This window comes from Mycobacterium simiae, assembly GCF_008370645.1.
GTDB lineage: Bacteria > Actinomycetota > Actinomycetes > Mycobacteriales > Mycobacteriaceae > Mycobacterium > Mycobacterium simiae_A.
On sequence record NZ_VTZN01000013.1, the window covers coordinates 12,767 to 30,196 of the forward strand.

Annotated in this window: 19 protein-coding genes and 1 pseudogene; 10 read left to right on the forward strand and 10 right to left on the reverse strand. The window is 64.6% G+C overall.

The genetic code is table 11. The features are described from left to right. Positions 1 to 9: 9 nt before the first annotated feature. From F0Q45_RS03900 to F0Q45_RS03930, 8 genes are all read right to left on the reverse strand, one after another. Positions 10 to 372 carry a lycopene cyclase domain-containing protein gene (locus F0Q45_RS03900; RefSeq protein WP_149652677.1) on the reverse strand — a complete coding sequence of 121 codons (363 nt, stop codon included), beginning with the start codon at positions 370 to 372 and terminating at the stop codon, positions 10 to 12. Then, positions 369 to 692 carry a lycopene cyclase domain-containing protein gene (locus F0Q45_RS03905; protein ID WP_149652678.1) on the reverse strand — a complete coding sequence of 108 codons (324 nt, stop codon included), beginning with the start codon at positions 690 to 692 and terminating at the stop codon, positions 369 to 371. Before F0Q45_RS03905 ends, F0Q45_RS03900 begins: the two co-directional genes overlap by 4 nt. Next, on the reverse strand, positions 689 to 1,648 hold the full coding sequence (locus F0Q45_RS03910) for a phytoene/squalene synthase family protein (RefSeq protein ID WP_149652679.1): 960 nt from the start codon (positions 1,646 to 1,648) through the stop codon (positions 689 to 691). The genes F0Q45_RS03905 and F0Q45_RS03910 overlap by 4 nt, the downstream gene beginning before the upstream one ends. Beyond that, on the reverse strand, positions 1,645 to 3,174 hold the full coding sequence (crtI, locus tag F0Q45_RS03915) for a phytoene desaturase family protein (protein WP_188112774.1): 1,530 nt from the start codon (positions 3,172 to 3,174) through the stop codon (positions 1,645 to 1,647). The genes F0Q45_RS03910 and crtI overlap by 4 nt, the downstream gene beginning before the upstream one ends. Positions 3,175 to 3,187: 13 nt before the next feature. Further along, positions 3,188 to 4,333 carry a polyprenyl synthetase family protein gene (locus F0Q45_RS03920; RefSeq protein WP_149652708.1) on the reverse strand — a complete coding sequence of 382 codons (1,146 nt, stop codon included), beginning with the start codon at positions 4,331 to 4,333 and terminating at the stop codon, positions 3,188 to 3,190. Between the two features lie 211 nt (positions 4,334 to 4,544). Next, positions 4,545 to 4,835, reverse strand: coding sequence for a GH12 family glycosyl hydrolase domain-containing protein (locus tag F0Q45_RS30080; RefSeq protein ID WP_373424916.1), 291 nt, complete (start codon positions 4,833 to 4,835; stop codon positions 4,545 to 4,547). Beyond that, positions 4,757 to 4,966, reverse strand: coding sequence for a cellulose binding domain-containing protein (locus tag F0Q45_RS30085; protein WP_373424917.1), 210 nt, complete (start codon positions 4,964 to 4,966; stop codon positions 4,757 to 4,759). Before F0Q45_RS30085 ends, F0Q45_RS30080 begins: the two co-directional genes overlap by 79 nt. 135 nt (positions 4,967 to 5,101) lie before the next feature. Further along, positions 5,102 to 6,820: a CocE/NonD family hydrolase gene (locus F0Q45_RS03930; protein ID WP_149652681.1), complete on the reverse strand. Its 1,719-nt coding sequence runs from the start codon at positions 6,818 to 6,820 to the stop codon at positions 5,102 to 5,104. Positions 6,821 to 6,881: 61 nt separating this feature from the next. Here F0Q45_RS03930 and F0Q45_RS03935 point away from each other — a divergent pair, with 61 nt between their 5' ends. Together F0Q45_RS03935 and F0Q45_RS03940 are read left to right on the forward strand one after the other, a co-directional pair. Next, positions 6,882 to 7,481, forward strand: coding sequence for a TetR/AcrR family transcriptional regulator (locus tag F0Q45_RS03935; protein WP_149652682.1), 600 nt, complete (start codon positions 6,882 to 6,884; stop codon positions 7,479 to 7,481). 56 nt (positions 7,482 to 7,537) lie between these two features. Continuing rightward, the gene (locus F0Q45_RS03940) at positions 7,538 to 8,290 is read left to right on the forward strand and encodes a M15 family metallopeptidase (protein WP_149652709.1); all 753 of its coding nucleotides are present in this window, start codon (positions 7,538 to 7,540) and stop codon (positions 8,288 to 8,290) included. Between the two features lie 58 nt (positions 8,291 to 8,348). Here the strand turns inward: F0Q45_RS03940 and F0Q45_RS03945 are convergent, their stop codons facing one another. After that, the gene (locus F0Q45_RS03945) at positions 8,349 to 9,215 is read right to left on the reverse strand and encodes a proline iminopeptidase-family hydrolase (RefSeq protein ID WP_149652683.1); all 867 of its coding nucleotides are present in this window, start codon (positions 9,213 to 9,215) and stop codon (positions 8,349 to 8,351) included. Between the two features lie 185 nt (positions 9,216 to 9,400). On the opposite strand from F0Q45_RS03945, the gene F0Q45_RS03950 reads away from it, so the two are divergent. The 7 genes and pseudogenes from F0Q45_RS03950 (at position 9,401) to F0Q45_RS03980 (ending at position 15,382) form a co-directional block, all read left to right on the forward strand. Beyond that, on the forward strand, positions 9,401 to 9,700 hold the full coding sequence (locus F0Q45_RS03950; RefSeq protein WP_149652684.1) for a PE family protein: 300 nt from the start codon (positions 9,401 to 9,403) through the stop codon (positions 9,698 to 9,700). Between the two features lie 18 nt (positions 9,701 to 9,718). Continuing rightward, positions 9,719 to 9,826 (forward strand): annotated as a pseudogene (locus F0Q45_RS03955) (PPE domain-containing protein); the annotation flags it as partial. A gap of 178 nt (positions 9,827 to 10,004) precedes the next feature. Next, a complete protein-coding gene (locus F0Q45_RS03960) occupies positions 10,005 to 11,387 on the forward strand; it encodes an MFS transporter (protein ID WP_262490858.1) in 1,383 nt (460 codons plus the stop codon). Positions 11,388 to 12,187: 800 nt separating this feature from the next. Further along, positions 12,188 to 12,427 (forward strand): hypothetical protein, encoded by a 240-nt coding sequence (locus tag F0Q45_RS03965; RefSeq protein WP_149652686.1) that lies wholly within the window; start codon positions 12,188 to 12,190, stop codon positions 12,425 to 12,427. Between the two features lie 149 nt (positions 12,428 to 12,576). Beyond that, positions 12,577 to 13,071: an MFS transporter gene (locus F0Q45_RS30090; protein WP_149652687.1), complete on the forward strand. Its 495-nt coding sequence runs from the start codon at positions 12,577 to 12,579 to the stop codon at positions 13,069 to 13,071. Beyond that, positions 13,064 to 14,053: a thiamine pyrophosphate-dependent dehydrogenase E1 component subunit alpha gene (locus F0Q45_RS03975; RefSeq protein ID WP_149652688.1), complete on the forward strand. Its 990-nt coding sequence runs from the start codon at positions 13,064 to 13,066 to the stop codon at positions 14,051 to 14,053. Before F0Q45_RS30090 ends, F0Q45_RS03975 begins: the two co-directional genes overlap by 8 nt. 108 nt (positions 14,054 to 14,161) lie before the next feature. Further along, positions 14,162 to 15,382: a sensor histidine kinase gene (locus tag F0Q45_RS03980; protein ID WP_149652689.1), complete on the forward strand. Its 1,221-nt coding sequence runs from the start codon at positions 14,162 to 14,164 to the stop codon at positions 15,380 to 15,382. 19 nt (positions 15,383 to 15,401) lie between these two features. On the opposite strand, the gene narL is transcribed toward F0Q45_RS03980, so the two are convergent. Next, positions 15,402 to 16,055 carry a two-component system response regulator NarL gene (gene narL / locus F0Q45_RS03985; RefSeq protein ID WP_149652690.1) on the reverse strand — a complete coding sequence of 218 codons (654 nt, stop codon included), beginning with the start codon at positions 16,053 to 16,055 and terminating at the stop codon, positions 15,402 to 15,404. Positions 16,056 to 16,201: 146 nt separating this feature from the next. Between narL and F0Q45_RS03990 the strand changes: the two genes are divergently transcribed. Continuing rightward, positions 16,202 to 17,425, forward strand: coding sequence for a sensor histidine kinase (locus F0Q45_RS03990; RefSeq protein WP_149652691.1), 1,224 nt, complete (start codon positions 16,202 to 16,204; stop codon positions 17,423 to 17,425). The last annotated feature ends 5 nt before the right edge of the window (positions 17,426 to 17,430 follow it).

Below are 17,430 nucleotides of genomic sequence, written 5' to 3' on the forward strand. Positions count from 1 at the left end.
GATCTGCTACTAGCTGGTGCTTCGTCTCAAGACCCCCCGGGTCCGTAACGCGCTGCCTTCACCGACATGCAACCGCTGGCGCTCCCACAGCAGCAACACGGCGGTCACCAGCGCAAACCCAAACAGGAAATCCTCGATCGGGATATCGAACGGGAACCGCAGGCCGCTGGTCTGATCCTCGTCATAGCTGACGATCGGAGCGCTGAGTTTGGTCAGCCAGCCGTCGACCGGGACCTGGAAACCCAGCACGATCACCATCGACAGCCAGTACGCCGGGCGCCGAAACAAGCCAGTGCGCAGTCGCGCGAGTTCCAGTGCGCACACGGCCAGCACGGCCAGCGCGGCCGGCAGGGTGTATCCCAGCCCGCTCATCGGCGCCGTAGCCGATCAAGGATAGTGCTGACGGCGTTATAGGTCAGCAGCGCGCACAGTGGGATCACCAGGAAGAAGAGCACTTCTTCGATCGGCACCCGAAACGGGATGCTCAGCCCAGTGATATAGCGCGCGTCGTAGCTCCACACCCCGGCCGCGACGGCCACCTCGTCCCAGACCAGGAAGACCGCCGCCGCCGGCAGGATTGCCTTGAGCAGCCGCCGCGGCTGCCGGTAGACGCCCTTGCCGAACACTTCCAGCGGTGCGGTGATCGCCAGGCAGGCGGCTAACACCAACAGGTACTGCCAGTGATCGCTCATGCGGCACCCGACTCGAACTCGGAAACGTCCGAAGCGGCGCTGCGGGCTCGCCAGGCTTGGATCAGTCCGGCGCCGGCGACCCGGAGTCGCCGTGCTTGCCCGACCGTGGCACGCTGACCAAATACCTCGAAATCTTTGTCTTCGACACAATCCAGGATTTCCGAGTACAGCGTCAATGCCGTTGCCACACAAGGCCGAGAGCGAGGCGCCAGCATGGGTATCCCGTCCGCCGCGAACCGGTAGGTACTCCTGATAATTCCCTGCTGGGCCGCCAACGCGTTTCGCACCCGGTTGTCGGTGCGCCGATGCCGATGGCACCACATCAGCAGATCCCGGTCCACCCCATCGGCGGCGAGTTCGTCTGCGGGCAAATACACCCGGTCCCTGGCCAAGTCTTCGTCGACGTCACGAAAGAAGTTGGTGAGCTGAAAGGCACGTCCTAGCGCAGCGGCATAGGGGACTGCCTCCGCAACCGGCACCACGGTGCCCAATATCGGGAGTACCTGCAACCCAATCGCTTCCGCTGATCCCCGCATGTAGGTGTTCAGCGCGTCGCGGTTAGGGTACTCACTCACGGTGAGGTCCATGCGCATGGACGTTAAGAAATCTTCGAACAGCTCCGCGCCGATGTCGTACCGACGCGCGGTGTGGCTGACCGCCGCCAGTATGGGCTCGCCGAGGTGGTCACCTCCGGCAAAGAACTGGTCGGACAGCTGCTGGAGCCGCTTGGCGCGAATATCTTTGCCTAGGCCAGGATTTAGCGAGTCGAGGATGTCGTCGGCATAACGGGCGAAACCGTAGAGTGCGTGCACCGGCGGTCGTTGGTCGGGCGCCAGCAGTCGGGTGGCGAGAAAGAAGGTCCGGCCATGGGCGGCATTGAGCTGGCGGCAGCGGCGGTACGCGTGGCGCAGCCGCGGATCGTAGATGCCGGCGGCGTCTAATTCGCTGCGGATCATGACGACGGCGCTTTCATGTCGAAGTGGCGTGTTGATCGGCTGATGCTGCCGGTGATGCGATCGGCGGCCAGCCGACCCGAAACCAGGGTGGTGGGAACGCCTACCCCCGGTGTGGTCGATGATCCGGCCAATACCGCATTGTCGATGCCGCGCACGGTGTTCGCCGGTCGGAATGGCCCGGTTTGGCTGAACGTGTGCGCAAGCGCGAACGGTGTGCCGGCCGCCATGCCCTGCCGCGCCCAATCCAGCGGGGTGACGACGTCGAGCACATCGACACTGTCGCGAAGCTCCGGCAGTAGCCGCTTGGCCACCGTCTCGATGATCGATTCGGTATATCCTTTGCCGGCGCTGAGCCAGTCGACCGCGCCGCCGGCCAGATTGGGTGCCGGAGCAAGCAGGTAGAGCAGGTCCCGGCCGGGTGGGGCGAGGCTTGGATCGCCTGCTGTCGGCCGGGTGACCAATAGCGACGGGTCGCGCATGAGCCGGCCGTCGCGGATGATGTCGGTGAACGTCTGCTGCCACGCCGCCCCAAACAGAATCGTGTGATGCGCTGCCGGGCGGTCGGCCGGCGAGACACTGCGGCAGCCGGCGTGCACGACGACGGCCGACGGTGAAGCCCGCAGCTTGCGGATGCGCCGGGGGGTATGGCCCAGCAGCTGGTAGCTGGTAGGTAGTTCGGTGGTGAGCACCACCGCGTCGCATGGTATGCGCTGTCCGCGTTCGGTGCGCACGGCGGTGATGCGGTCGCCGCTGCGTTCGAGCTCGGTGACGCGGGCGCGGTAGTGAAACCGCACACCGGCGTAGGCGGCCGCGGCTGCCAGCGCATCGGGTAGCGCCCGGACGCCGCCGCGCGGAAAGAAGACACCGGAGACGGTGTCCATATAGGCGATAACGGCGTACGCTGCCAAAGCGTTTTGCGGGGTCACCCCGGCGTACAGCGATTGGAAGGTGAAAACCCGGCGCAGCCGCTCGTCGCTGATGTAGCGCTTGACCATGGCGTCCCAGTTGCGGAATCCGCCGATGGCCGCAAGGCGGGCCAGCTGTGGGGTCAGCAGCGAAACTAGCGAATCGAAATTGGCGGCGATAAAACCGTCGAACTCGATGCGATACAAGCGGGTCAACCAGTCGCGCAACCGACGGTACCCGGCGGCCTGTTGGCTACCGGCAAACGCCTCGACAGCGGCTGCCATCCGATCCGCGTCGGTGTGCACATCCACGGAGCTACCGTCGGCAAAGACGGCGCGGTACGCCGGGTCGACCGGCAGCAGCTCCAAGCGGCCAGAGCTGGTTTCGCCGACAGCGGCGAACACCTCGTCGATGATGTCTGGCATGGTGATTACCGTTGGCCCAGTGTCGATTCGGTAGCCGTGGAGGTCGAGCCGCCCGGCCCGCCCGCCCGGCCATGGTGCGCGCTCGAGCACTGTGACGCTGCGACCGCGGCCGGCCAGATGAAGCGCGGTGGAAAGCCCCGCCAGCCCCGCGCCGATCACCACCACGTGATCGGTTGGTCCTTCGATGATGCGCATTATCGGGCTCCTCTCACGCGGAGCGCTCCACGCAGGCGTCCGCTAAGTTGCCGAGCGCCGTACGGGTGCAATCGTCAATCGCCATGTCGTCCAATATTTTTCGGGATCGCTGAACACGGCTCCTGATCATGTCCTCGATCCGCTGCGCGGCACCTGTTGCGGTGATCAAAGTTCTGAAGCGCTCCAGGGCGGCATCGTCGAGATGATCGGCGTGTATCAGCTCGGCAAGCTCGCGGCGGGCCGGCGGGTCGGCCATCTCATGGGCGGCCACCACCACGCTGGTGGCTTTACGCTCGAGTAGGTCTCCGCCGTTGGGCTTGCCTGTGGTCGCCGGCGAACCGAAGACGCCCAGTATGTCGTCGCGCAGCTGGAAAGCCTCACCGACATCGCCACCGTAGCGTCCGAGTTGTGTCAGGGTGCGACCATCACAACCGGCCATTGCCGCGCCGATCTCCAACGGCCGGCGCACCGTGTAGTTGCCCGACTTACGCCGTGCGATGTCGAGAACGGCCTGCAGCGACGGCAGGTCACGAATATCGTTTGTCAAGTCCGCGAATTGGCCCACCGCCAGCTCGACGCGCATTGCGTCGTAGCGCGGCCAGACCTGCCGAAGTCGGCGCGCCTCGACACCGCTTTCGCGCAACATCTGTTCGGCCCAGATGAGGCAGAGATCGCCCAGCAGAATGGCCGCTGATTCGCCGAAGCGCCCTGCCAAGCCGGACAAACCCCGTTTTCGGTACCACCGGGCCAGCTGGACATGGACTGCCGGGCGGCCTCGACGGTCTGCCGATTGGTCCATCACATCGTCCTGCAACAGGGCAAACGCGTGCAGCAACTCCAAACTGGCAGCGGCCGACACGGCCGCGGTGCTCGGGGCGGCGCCGCACAACCACCCCGTGTACATGAAGGCGGAGCGTAGACATTTGCCGCCCGAGACAAATCGCAGCAACACCTCGCCTGCTGCCGTCAAACCCGCGCCGGCGAGCTCGGCGGCGCTACGGGTCGCGACGAAATCGGCAACAGTGGCCAGTACCTGCTGCCGAAAGTCGGAGGGCCAATCCGGGTCGCCGACAGGTACCGCGTAACAGCCCGCCGCTATCAGCGGTGAGCGCGTAGCGGGCGTCAGCGACAAGGCAGGTCTCTCAGCTGCCGCCGGCACCTCCGCCGCGCTCGCCAACGGTTGGCACGAATAGCTAGCACACACCCGCGCACACCCTCTCTCGTTGTAGAGAAACGGGTTAGCCCCTGTTTGACGACCCTGTCGCTGCCCTAAGGGGCTGCAACGGTGAGATTACCCGATGCACTTAAGATAATTAAACATTAATTCTATGAAGTTATTGTGAGATAGACTAGCGCCGCGCTACCGTCGGCTATCGGCAGTGCCCGGTGCGCCTCAGCCGCGGTTGACGTTCGCCGAGAACGAGTTCAGCGCCAGGCCCACGCCTGTTCCAGGGTTCGAAGCCGGCTTGGATGCTGGTGAGGTACCACGCGGTGGTTATCAGGCCGCGGCTGCCTACGTCGTTGGTGAAATCGAGCACGCTGAAGTCCCAAGTGCTGATCGGCGCCGGCGCGACATAGGAAATCAGGTTGTTCGCGCGCTGCTGTAGGACTCGGGAGTCAGAACGTAGTGTGTTCCGGTTCGGGCCAGTTTGCTGCTCCACGCGTTTGTGACGGATTCGCTGGCCGGCAGCTCGAATTCAAGCTTACAATGCCAAAACGAATGCCGACACCATAGCGTAAAGTGCTGGGAGCCAGGGCCGCTCGTAATGGTTGGATTGGGGCATCGGGCCACGGTATAGCTGAACCTATCGAATATGTCCTATTGGGCTTTCCACGCTGCCGTATCTTCGCCCAACCGAAACCGTCAGGAAATCTGCTGTGCTTGCGGTTTGATTAACGCGCTGTTCTGCTGCAGCGACTCAAGTGATCAGCGCAGAACCGGCAGCAGTAGACGCGACGATGAGTGGACCGTGTTGAGGCTGCTGGTACCGACACTGGCGTGGCGGAAGCCCATGATGGCCGGCGCTGCCCGATCCTGGTCGTCGCTGGTGAGTACCAGCTGAATGCGGTGGCCTTTCTTGAAGCGGCGAGCATTGGGGACCAACGGGATTCGGTACACGACATCCTGTCCCAGTGGTACGGCTTTCGGATTCCGGCAGGGTAACTCCGGTGCCCCGGGACGGCTGGCCTGCTCGTCGACTTCGCGCAGGCTGGCGCGTAACCAGCCCGCTGTCACGTCAGTGCTTTCGCCGTGCGGTGCGACGTCCTGCAACGTAGCGATCCATGCGGTGTCGATTGCTGTCGCCGAGGCGACGAGCCGTAGCTCAATGTCGCCGACGACATCGAGATCCTCGGCTAACACCGAGCTGATCCAGGCCAGCATGGACGGAGGATCGATGGCGCTCGGCTTGGCACGGGCCAAGCCGGCGCCCAGCGCCATGAATTCGCGGCTACCCGGGTTGCCCTCGTTGTCGCTCAATGTTGCGTCGGCGCGCAGGGCGAGTTCGCGGTGCGGAGTTGTCGACGGCGGCCAGGACTCGGCGGTCCGCCACTCCTCGGCGCCGGGCAGGAAATAGCGGATCGGCGGCCCGTCGGTAATTCCGGTGTCGCGGCCCTTCAGCCAATGGTCGTACCAGGCCAGCGCTTCGACGTGCATGCTCTCCCACGGCCAGGTTAGACCGAATTTTCCTAGCATGCCCATGCGGACGCATGTGTTGTCGCACAAGCCTTTCCAGGCCGAGAAGGTCGACGGAAGGTGTAGCGGGACATTCTCCCAGTCGCACCCCAGATATACCGGAATGTCGATTTCCTTGATCAGCGGCAACAGGTTTCGTTCCTGCCACCACTGATCGCGGGTCGGATGCTTGACCGCGGCGTCCAGCCACAGCTCGTCCCATGGGTGCGGGTTGTGCGGGAGCCGAAGCAGCTGCCGCAGCATGGTAAGCGCCGACTCGCCGTTCAAGGTTTCGAATCTCTTATGCACCCCTGGGCTATTCAGTACGCGACGGACCAGGTCAACCGGCTTGCTGCGCCAGAGTTTGTCGCTGCGGTCGGAGGTCAGGCCAGTCATCGCGAGGAACGGTGTGACGAAAGACGAACTCAACAAGCCGTGGTGGTTGGCTCCTTCGTAGAGGTCCGTGGTCACCGCGAGCGGAAAGATGGCCTTGAGGTGCGGCGGGCGCTCCACGGCGGCCTCGAGTTGGCTCATGGCGAAGTAGCTGATACCGATCATGCCGACGTTCCCGTCGCACCAAGGTTGGGCGGCGGCCCACTCGACCAGGTCGTAGAGGTCTCGGCGCTCCTGGGCGTCGAAGAAGCTGAATGTCCCACCCGATCCGCAGGTGCCGCGCAGGTTGGCGATGACGTGCACATAGCCGCGCCGAACCCAAAAGTCGGTCGCTCCGGCCTCGATAAATCCGGCGGGTGCGCCAAAATCCTGCATCTGGCGCGGGTAGGGCGAGGCGGCCAGCAGTGCAGGGAATCTGCCGTCGGAATCGGGCCGGTGAATGTCGGCCAACAAGGTGGTGCCATCGCGCACGGTGATCGCGGTGTTGGTGTCGGTGCGGGTCGGGTACTGCGGCTCGCTGAGGTTGCGATATTGCCGCCCGGTGGTTTGGGGACCGTTGAGTGTCTTCCGCGCGGGCATAGTTTCACGGTATGTTGAAACTAGTTTCAACGCAAGATGAATTTCACCGTAAAGTGACCGCATGGCCATGCGATCAGGCGCTCCGGGTCCGCGCGACGAACGTGGCGTGCTGGCGGCGCGCATCCTGGACGCGGCCCGAGACGAGTTCGCCGAGCACGGCTGGGCAGGCACGGCGGTGCGTGCCGTCGCCCGCGCGGCCGACGTGGACCCAGCGCTCATCTACCACTACTTCGGCTCCAAGGCGGGCTTGCTCGACGCGGCCACTGTTCCCCCGCAGAAGTGGCTCGACTCGGTGGCTGCGACGTGGGCCGCGCCGCACGCCGACATGGGCAAGCAGCTGCTGCGTAACGTGATGGACAACTGGACTGACGACGAGATCGGACCGGTTCTGCGGGCGGTGGTGCTCACCGCCGCGCATGAAACCAAGACCCGCGAGAAGCTACGGCTCATTGTCGAACGCGGGTTGATCGGCGAATCCACGTTGGGAGCCACCGAGGCGGAACGGCTGCGCCGCAGCAGCCTCATCGCCAGCCAACTGATCGGGTTCGCGTTGCTGCGCTACGTCTGGAAGATCGAGCCGATCGCGTCCATGTCCGAGGAGCAGCTGCTGGCCGCGATCGCGCCCAACCTGCAGCGTTACGTCGACGGCGATATCGGCTAGTGCTGGTGACGTGTCGTAAACTCATTGCGGTGATCACCGCCGCTACCCAACGACGGATGGGTGTGCTGGGCCGGCTTGGTGCCGGCATTCTTGTCCTGGCATGCGCGGCCAGCTGCCGTTTTTCGGCCGCGCCTAGCGCTTCGAGCCGCTCGGCAGTCCGCGCCATCGCGACGACCACTAGCACTAGCGTTCCCGGCGTGCCGCCGGTCAGCGCGGCAGCCGCCGCGGCCGGTCTTGTCGATGTGCGAAGCGTGGTTCCCGATGCCATCGTTGAGCTGCGCTACGCAACGGCCAACAATTTCACCCACACGCAGCTGTATCCCGCTGGCGCGCGGTGCCTCGTGCACCAATCTATGGCGCAGGGCCTGGCGGCGGCCGCCTCGGCGCTGCGCCCACAGGGACAGCTGCTGGTGTTCTGGGATTGCTACCGTCCCCACGATGTCCAAATCAAGTTGTTCCAGGTAGTCCCGAATCCGGCCTGGGTGGCGCGACCCGGGCCGTACGCGCACAGCCACGAAGCAGGGCGCTCAGTTGACGTGACATTCGCAAGTGCGCAAGCGCAGTGCCCGCCCGAACGCCAGCTGAACGGGCCCTGCCTGGCTGACATGGGCACCGACTTCGACGATTTCTCTTCACGCGCAGAGGCCTTCGCGACCCAAGGGGTGAGTGACGTTGCCCAAGTCAATCGCAAACGGCTGCGGGATGTGATGAACTACGGCGGGTTGAGCGTGTACTCCGGCGAGTGGTGGCACTTCGACGGCCCAGGTGCCGGCGTCGACCGAGCGATCCTCAACGCGCCGATCGATTAGCCGTCTCACAATAGGAGAGCCGATTGACGCGCGGCACTTACCTCGCGAAAGCCCGCAATCAGTCGTATTCCCCTAGAAACTGCCGCATTACTTGATCGAACCGGTCTGGTTCTTCGATGAACGGCAGGTGGGAGCTGCGCTCGAAGAATTCGAACCGCGAACCGGCAATGCGCTGGTGCATCTCCCGCATGTGTTCGGGCGAACATTCGTCATACCTGCCTGCCATGAGCAATGTTGGCAGCGCGATCTCGCCCAACCGATCGAAGACATCCCAGTCGTGCAGGGCTCCGACGATGTGAAAGTCGCTCGGCCCGAACAGCGTTTCGAAGATTTCGGTGCCCATGTTCGCGAACGCCTGGTGTAGCTCGTCGGGCCAGGGGTGGGTGCGGCACAGATAGTTCTCGTTCCAGGTGTTGATCGCCGCCTGGTACTCGGCGGAAGACGTTGTCCCGGCCGATTCGTGGCGGTCGATGGCGGTTTGGGTTGCCAAGTCCAATCCGGACTTCAACCGGGTCACGTTGTCGGCAAACTGCGGTATGGATGCGGTGCTGTTTGAAATGACTAGGCTCACGGCTGGCGATGCCACGTCGAGGACGTACTGCTGGGCGAGCATGCCGCCCCAGGAGTTGCCGAAGATATGAAAGGCGTTGAGGCCGAGCGCTTGTACCACTGCGTCCATTTCGGCCACCGAGCGCTGCATAGTCCAAAGGTTCACGTTTGCAGGACGATCGGAATTTCCGCAGCCGAGCTGATCCCAGAAAATGACCTCACGTGTGTCGGCCAGGCGTTCCAGCGAAGCCAAGTAGTAATGCGGCAGACCGGGGCCGCCATGGACCACAAGCAGCGGGAGGCCGGATCCGCCACCAACCCGTTTGAACCAGACCTTGCCGCCTGGGACTGCGATGCTCGGCACCGGTTGCGCCACCGCAACAGTGTAGGGGGCGCCAGCGAGGGCTTCCGGCAACTCGAACTGTGGTTGCGGCGCGACCGCCAGGTCACGCGCCAGGAAGGGGGACGTTACGTCCGTCGATCGGGGGACAGCGCCTTTCATCCCGCACTGTGACCGCTCAGCCGACAGACATCGGCGCGTTACGGCGGCACTCTTGTCCTATGTCCTTCGTGACCAGTGAACCCGAGGCGCTGATCGCGGCAGCCGGAAACCTACATTCGATCGGTACCGCGATGAACGCGAGTAATGCGGCCGCGATTGCGCCCATCACCGGCGTCGTGCCGGCCGCCGCCGACGAGGTGTCGGCACTGACCGCAGCGCACTTTGCTGCCCACGGTGCGCTCTATCAAGCGGTGAGCGCGCAGGCCGCGGCGATTCACGAACTGTTCGTGACCACTCTCGGTGCCAGCGGCGGCTCCTATGCAGCAACCGAAGCGGCAAACGCGATAGCAGCGCGCTAACAGCCAGACCTCACAGCGATGGTGCATGGGGCGTTGCCGCCCGAGGTCAACTCTGGGCGCATGTACGCCGGGCCGGGGACAGCGTCGATGCTGGCGGCGGCTGCCGGCTGGGCCACCACGGCCAGCAATGCCGTACAGGACGGCATCGTGCCGTTGCGGGTGCTGCCGCAGCTAATCGGCTAGCCGCGGCCTCGGCCACCGTCTCGGGTTAGCTCATGTCCTCCGATCAGCGGATCCGCGACCCGCTGCTGTTTGGGCTGATTGGTGGAGTTACCGAAACGTTGTGGTCGCTAGCGTTCAACTGGTGACGACAGCGGCGGCCATGGCAAGCGACGATCCGATGCTGGCTCGCGCCGCCGAGGCCGATTACGTCGTTGCATTCCGCCGGCTACAAGCACGGGTCGCCATCCGTTCGGTCAGGCGCGTCAGCGGTGTGCGGGCCGGTAGCAGAGCAAAATCCTTGAGCCCGGCCGGCCGCAATGGGTATCCCGGTGTCATTTGGTTCCTTCTAGGCGGCAGTCTGGTGGTGCGCGCAGCGGGTTTCGCTTATCCGTTCCTGGCGTTTGATGTGGCTGAGCGCGGGCATGCCGCGGGAGCAGTTAGCGCGGTCCTGGCCGCCTTCGGCGTGGGCTGGGCTGCGGGGCAGTTGGCTTGCGGCTGGCTGGTTGACCGGATGGGACCGCGCGCGACGCTGACGTCCACCATGTTGGTGGCGGCCACGGTGCTGGTGCTGATGGCCGAGGCGCGCTCGGTGCCGGCATTACTGATCGGAGCCAGCGTCACCGGCCTGGTTTATGACGCGCCCCGGCCGATGCTGGGCGCCGCCATCATGCAGTTGGTGCCAGATCCCCGGCGACGCGCCAAGCTGGACGCCTGGCGCTTCGGCTGGATCGTCAGCATCGGTCGTGCAATTACCGGCGGTGCCGGCGGTCTACTCGCCGGCTGGTCGGGCGTACCCGTGCTGTTTGGTATCAACGCCGTCGCGTGCGCGCTGCTAGCAGTGGTGGCAGCCGGCTGCATCCCAGCCAAGGCGCATCGCCGGTGGCCGGCCGCCACCGCGGCGGTGGTCGAAGCGGCCCCCGTCAGCTACCGTCAAGCGTTGTCCGACCGCCGGCTGGTGCTGCTCGTGGCGTCCAGCCTTGCGACGCTGACTGCGGTCCGCGGCCTGTATGCCGCCGTTCCTATGCTCATGTCCGACAGTGGTTTGAGCGCAAGTGAATTCGGCTGGGCGCAACTGGCCAATGCTGTTACGGGTATCGGACTGACCCCGGTGATGTCACCCTGGCTGGGCCGGAAGGTCGCCCAACGCATCCACCCCAGGCTCGACATCCTAGCCGTTGCCGGCGCGTGGTCGGCGGTGAGCATGGCAGCAGCCGCACTGGCTCACACGACACTTGGCTTTACCGTGGCCACCGCCATTTGTACCCCGGGTGAGATCGCCTGGTTCGTGATCGGCGCCGGCGTCGTGCACCGGATCGCCCCGCCCGCCAACGGCGGTCGCTACCACGGAATATGGTCGATGACCTTAGCGATCGCCTCAGTGTTCGCGCCGATCATGGCCTCCTGCAGCTTGACTCACGGCGGTCATCGTCTGGTCGCGGTCGCCACCGTAGCGGTCGGCTTCATCGGCGCCGCGTTGTGTGTTCCGCTGGCGCAAGCCCTGCGGTCTCGGCGCTATGCCGCATGACCAGAAGTCCACTGGTCAACGAGGAGACGAAGCGGAGCAGCACGCAGTGAGCGCTGAAGACATTGGGCACCAATCGGCTGCGCCACTGCCATACCCGGACTCCGGTGTGAAAGGTGTTTTAGCTCAGCTGCATTCGCTGCCTGCGCTGGCGCAGGAGCGGTTCTTTGTCCAGTCCGAAGACGACGTCGCGCACGCGATATCGCACGACTTCGCTGACCGCAATCCGGCGATGTCTGCTCGGCACGGTATCCGGCTGTGGCAGCGGCGCGTCGCCCAGAGTGCAGCGACGGCCTGCGTAATCACCGCGGTGGTAGCGCCGTGGGTGCTCTTACTCTTCTTGCTGGCGCTTACCCACGGCCATCGTGCTGGTGTCTTTCGCAGTGGCGATGTCAGGTCTGCGCCATCACAGACGGAACCGACGCCGCCCTGCTTCGGCGTTGTCAGACGAGCAGCCGCCCACCTAAAGCGTGCTAGTCCCGGCCTATCGCGAAGAGGGAGGTCATCGGTGGCTTGGTGCGCCGCCTATCCGCGATGGACTATCCGCCGGAACAGCTCCGCTAGAACGTCTCGGAGGACGCGGATCTAGGGATGCGCCTGTACGCATCGGTTATCGGTCGCATGTACTCGACTCCGTCAGCCCTGGCGACGCGCCAGACCGGCTTCGCGATTGGATCTCTCAACGCACCCGCTGGCACAAGGGTTTATTGCTGACCGCCCTCCTCCACACCCGATCTCCCCGGGATGCAATGCGCTGGTCAAGTCTCCGCGGCCTGCTGAGCCTGGCTGTCTTGGTACTCGGGATGCCGGTCCAATTTCTTTCTCAGACCATCATTTTTGTACCCAGCATCGGCGGCGCGCTCGGCTATGGCGGGCTGAGCAGGCTAGATGTCGACCCCGGCATGGCCGCGGTGGTCCAGTTCGCAAGCACACTGACCTGGTTGGTGGCCACGTATCTGGTCTACACCGCACAACGCTGGAGCCATCCGCGTGCGGTTGCCGCGCTCCCGTTCTACTGGCTGGCGCACTGGATTGCGGCCTAGCGCGCTGTACCAACCGGTGACCGCACCATTGCTGTGGGAGAGGACGGCGCATCGCCGCACTCGTCCCCCAATCGGAGGAAGCGGCGTCCGTCACCCAATCCGGCCGATCGGCGGTACCCTCCCATGGATCGCTTCCTTACCTTGGGCTTGTGATCGCAGCGGCGGCCGGCGCAGCAGAACAGCCGGTGTGCACTCGCCATCCCGGAACCCCCGGCGATGTGCGCGGCGGGGTCGAAAAGGCCGCCCGGGCCGCTGGATCTTGCCGGATGGTTGGGCCAGCCCGGCATCGCTATCCAGCAGCGATCTGGCTTTTGCTGGCCGGCAGCTTGCTGGTCCGTTCGACAGGACGTAGCCACGCGGCCGGAGCCGCCGGCGCGGTGTTGGCGATCTATTGCGTGGGCTGGGCAACGGGTCAGCTGCGGTGCGGGTGGCTGGTGGACCAGTACGGGGCTCGGACGACGCTGATGTCCACCATGTCCGTGGCCGCGGTGGCACTGATACTAACGGCTGCCACCACGGTGGCGGTTGGACTGCTCGGCACCGCGCTGTGCGCACCACTGGCCCGTGTGCTGCCCGGTGGCGGCCCGAGCCCTTGTGCTGAGCCGAAATTCCCGCCAACGACTAAGGAGCCGACGAATGAGTGAACGGTCGGACCGGCTCTTGCTCGATCACCTGGAACTGTACCGCCGAATGTGGGTGTTGCGGCTGCTCGACATGGCATTACAAGAACTGCGTATCGAGGGCCTGATGAAAACCCCGGTGACAGCCGCGTTCGGGCAAGAAGCCGTCGGCATCGGTGCGGCAGGGGCGTTGTGCGAAGGCGACATCGTGATTACCACCCACCGTGCGCATGCGCAACATGTCGGCGTCGGCGGTCCAGTTGGCTCGATCATTGCGGCGTTGCTGGCGCGCGCCGGTAACGAGCTCATCGCCGCTGACGAACCTCCGCTGGTTGCCCATCCCATCGCAGGGATGTCGGCCCCCTCGTGCGTGGTGGAGCAGTCGCCGTTGCTGGCGATAGGGCACGCCTATCGGCAGTGGGTAGAGGACAGCGATCAAGCCACCCTGTGCATCACCGAAGACGGCGATGTGGATACCGGTGCCTTCAACGAGACCGCGAATCTAGCCGTGGTGTGGCAGCTTCCGGTGGTGATTCTGGTCGAGAACATTCGTTGCGCGCTCAGCGTGTGCCTGCGCAATCAGGCGCGAGATACTCAGCTATATCGCAAAGCTGCGGCCTACGGGATGCCCGGGGTTTCGGTCGACGGCAACGACGTCGCAGCGGTTCGAGACGCGGTCGGCAAAGCGTTGGCGCGCGCACGCGACGGCGGTGGTCCCACACTAGTCCAGGCCATCACCTACCGGACCACCGATTTTTCGGGATCGGACCGTGGTGGATACCGCGACCTGGTCGGCTCGGAACAGTTTCTGGATCCGCTCATCTTCGCCAGGAAGCGTTTACTTGCCTGCGGCGCTCGACGTACGCAGCTCGACGACCTGGAGCGGGCGGCGCGCCATCTGGTCGGCGACGCGGTGGCAGTCGTCAAGGCCGGGCCGCGGCTCGGGAATCGCGGGCTGGGCCGCGCGGCCAGCAGACCGGACGGGCCCAGTGAAAGCCGCGGCTAGACCCAGCTGCCAGCGCTGGTTGGTTGCGAGCACCACCGGCCCACCGCCCTGAGTCGCCAACCGACTCCGGCTCCGGCGGTCAGACGTCGCTGTTAGTACGGTGTCCCGGTGGCGATCACCAGCGATGTGGAACTGCAGCGAGTGCGCAAACTGCACCAGTTGCGCTCCTACCGAATCGTGTCGGTGCTTCGCATCGGTGTGCTGGCATTCGTAGTCGCCGCGATGATTGTCGGCACTCCCCAGCACGAATGGACGCAGCAAACCGTCTTGGTCGCTGGGTACGCACTTGCCTCGTTGTTGGCCCTGGCACTGGCTTTCTCTCCGGCTCCGCGACGGCTCGGGGCAAGAGAAACAGTCGGCGTGGGACGATGTGAACCCCTGACATTCACCGCCATCGACCTGGTGGCGCTGACCGGATTGCAGCTGCTGTCCGCCCACGGGTTCTACCCGCTGCTGATCATGACATTGCTGCCGCTGCTGGCGGGTATCGACGTTTCATCGCGACGGGCAGTGGTGGTGCTGATCTTCGCACTCGCAGGGTTCGCCATCGCCGGTGTTCACGACGGCGTCCTCCTCGGCGCGTCGGGATGGGATGACACCGTTTTTCTCTTCTCGCTCTACGCGTTCCTGTGCGCTACCGCGTTGGTGGTGGTCCGCACCGAAGAGCGGCACGTTCGCTCGGTCGCCGGGTTGAGCGCGTTGCGCGAGGAACTGCTGGCTCAGACAATGACGGCCTCAGAGGTGCTGCAGCGCCGGATCGCAGAGGCGATTCACGATGGGCCGTTGCAAGACGTGCTGGCCGCCCGCCAGGAAGTCGTCGAGCTGAAAACCGCTTGGCCGGAAGATGACCGGGTGCAGCGCGCGTTGGCCGGTTTGCACACTGCCTCGGAACGTCTGCGGCAGGCCACCTTTGAGCTGCATCCGGCCGTCCTCGAGCAGGTCGGCTTGGGTGCTGCCGTTGAACAACTGGCTGCTCTCACCGCGCGCCGGTCCGGCATCGAGATCAGCACCGACATCGACTACCCCATCCGTAGTGAGATCGACCCGATCGTCTTTGGTGTGGCCCGTGAACTGCTGTCCAACGTGGCGCAACATTCGCGGGCGCGGCATGCGTCGGTCACACTGCGAATCACCGATCAGGTGTGCGTATTGGAGGTTTCCGACGACGGCCTGGGGATTACCGGTGACACCATGGCGCGCCGCCTGGGGGAGGGACACATCGGCTTGGCTTCGCACCGGGCGCGGGTCGACGCTGCCGGCGGAACGTTCGTCTTTCTGGACACCCCAGCCGGCACGCACGTTCGGGTGAAACTACCGTTGCAGCGCTAGAGCGGAGCTGAACGACTGCTCAGTCAAGCAGTCCCTGGCGCATCGCTTCGGCGACGGCGGCCGCGCGGTCACTGACGCCGAGCTTCTCGTATAGCCGTTGCACATGAGTCTTGACCGTCGACGGTGCCACGTAGAGTTCACCTGCGATCGCCGGAATGCTTTGGCCGCGGGCAATGCGATTGAGGACCTCACGCTCCCGGGCGCTGAGCACCGGAGCCATCGGTGCCGCTCGCTGGCGAATCTGGCCGGCAAGGCCGCCAACCAGGGAGGGTGCGACCACGTCGCGACCCTTTGCGCAATCGAGGACGGCCTTCACGATCTCGGTGCGGGTCGAATCCTTCAGCAGAAATCCGGCGGCTCCTTGCTGCAGGGCCTGGTATACGATCGCCGATTCGTCGTGGGCCGAAATCAGCAGCACTCGAGTAGGCAAATCGTAGCTGCGCACCGCCGCCGCCACCTGCGCGCCGTCCATACCCGGCATCCGGTAGTCAAGCAACGCAACGTCAGGCAGGTGAGCTTTGATCAACTCCAACGCCGTTGGCCCATCATCTGCCTCCCCGACAACGTTCACCGAGCCACTCAACGAAAGCGCTCGCACGACGCCTTCGCGAAATAGCGGGTGATCATCGCCGACCACTACACGTACCTTTTCCGGGGTCGTAGCGCCGGCCATGGCGATGAGTCTAGCTGGTCTTCCGCGATATCCACTCACCGACGCCGGACCATCTGAACGTGGTACCAACAGTTTGCTCCGCATGATCGCTCCGGCCGGCGACATACGACGAGTCGTCGCATGCCCGGCATGAGTACGGTGTTCCTGTGGCGATGACCAGCGACGCGGAACTTATTCGGGTACGCCGACTGCACCAATTGCGCTCATACCGGATCGGTGCGGTCCTTCGGGTCGGAGTAGTCGGGTTCATGGTTGCTGCCATGCTGGTCGGCACGCGAAGGTCGGAATGGCCCCAGCAGATCGTATTGATCACCGTCTATGCGTTCGCTGCGCTGTGGGCCCTGGTACTGGCGTACTCGCCGTCCCGACGGCGGTTCATTTTGTTGCCCCGATTGGCGAGCATCGCCAGATACGAGCCGTTTGTCTTTACCGCCATCGATGTATGCGCGTTGACCGGCTTTCAGTTGCTGTCCACCGACGGAATTTACCCCTTGCTGATCATGACGCTGTTGCCGGTGCTGGTGGGCCTGGATGTGTCGTCCCGACGGGCGGCGGTGGTGCTGGCGTTTACGCTCGTCGGATTCGCCCTTGCGGTGATCCAAGACCCGGTGATGGTGGATGCCATCGGATGGCCGGAAGCGGTCTTCCGCTTCGTGCTCTATGCGTTCTTGTGCGGTACTGCGTTGGTGGTGGTGCGCATCGAGGAACGGCACACCCATTCGGTCGCCGGTTTGAGCGCGCTGCGGGAGGAGTTGTTGGCCCAGACGATGACGGCCTCGGAAGTGCTGCAGCGCCGGATTTCGGAATCCATACATGATGGGCCGCTCCAGGACGTGCTGGCCGCCCGCCAGGAGCTCATCGAGTTACGGATGGCGGCACCTGACGACGAGCACGTCAACCGGGCTTTGGCGGGTCTGCAGAGCGCATCAGAACTCTTGCGACAGGCCACCTTCGAGCTGCATCCGGCAGTTCTCGAGCAGGTGGGGTTAGGCGCGGCCGTCGGCCAGCTTGCCGCTTTTACCGCACAGCGTTCGGGCATCACGATAAGTACCGACATCGACTACCCGATCCGCAGCGAGATCGACCCCATCGTGTTCGGTGTGGCTCGCGAGCTGCTCTCCAACGTGGTGCGACATGCGCGAGCCACCACCGCTTCGGTAAGACTGGGGATCACCGACGGCACCTGTGTGTTGGACGTCGCCGACGACGGTGTGGGCGTTACCGGTGCCACGATGGAGCGCAGCCTCGGTGAGGGCCACATCGGATTGGCGTCGCATCGGGCCCGAGTCGACGCCGCTGGGGGGACGTTCGTCTTCTTGGACACCCCGATCGGCACCCACGTCTGCGTGGAAGTTCCGCTGAAATTCTGAACCTC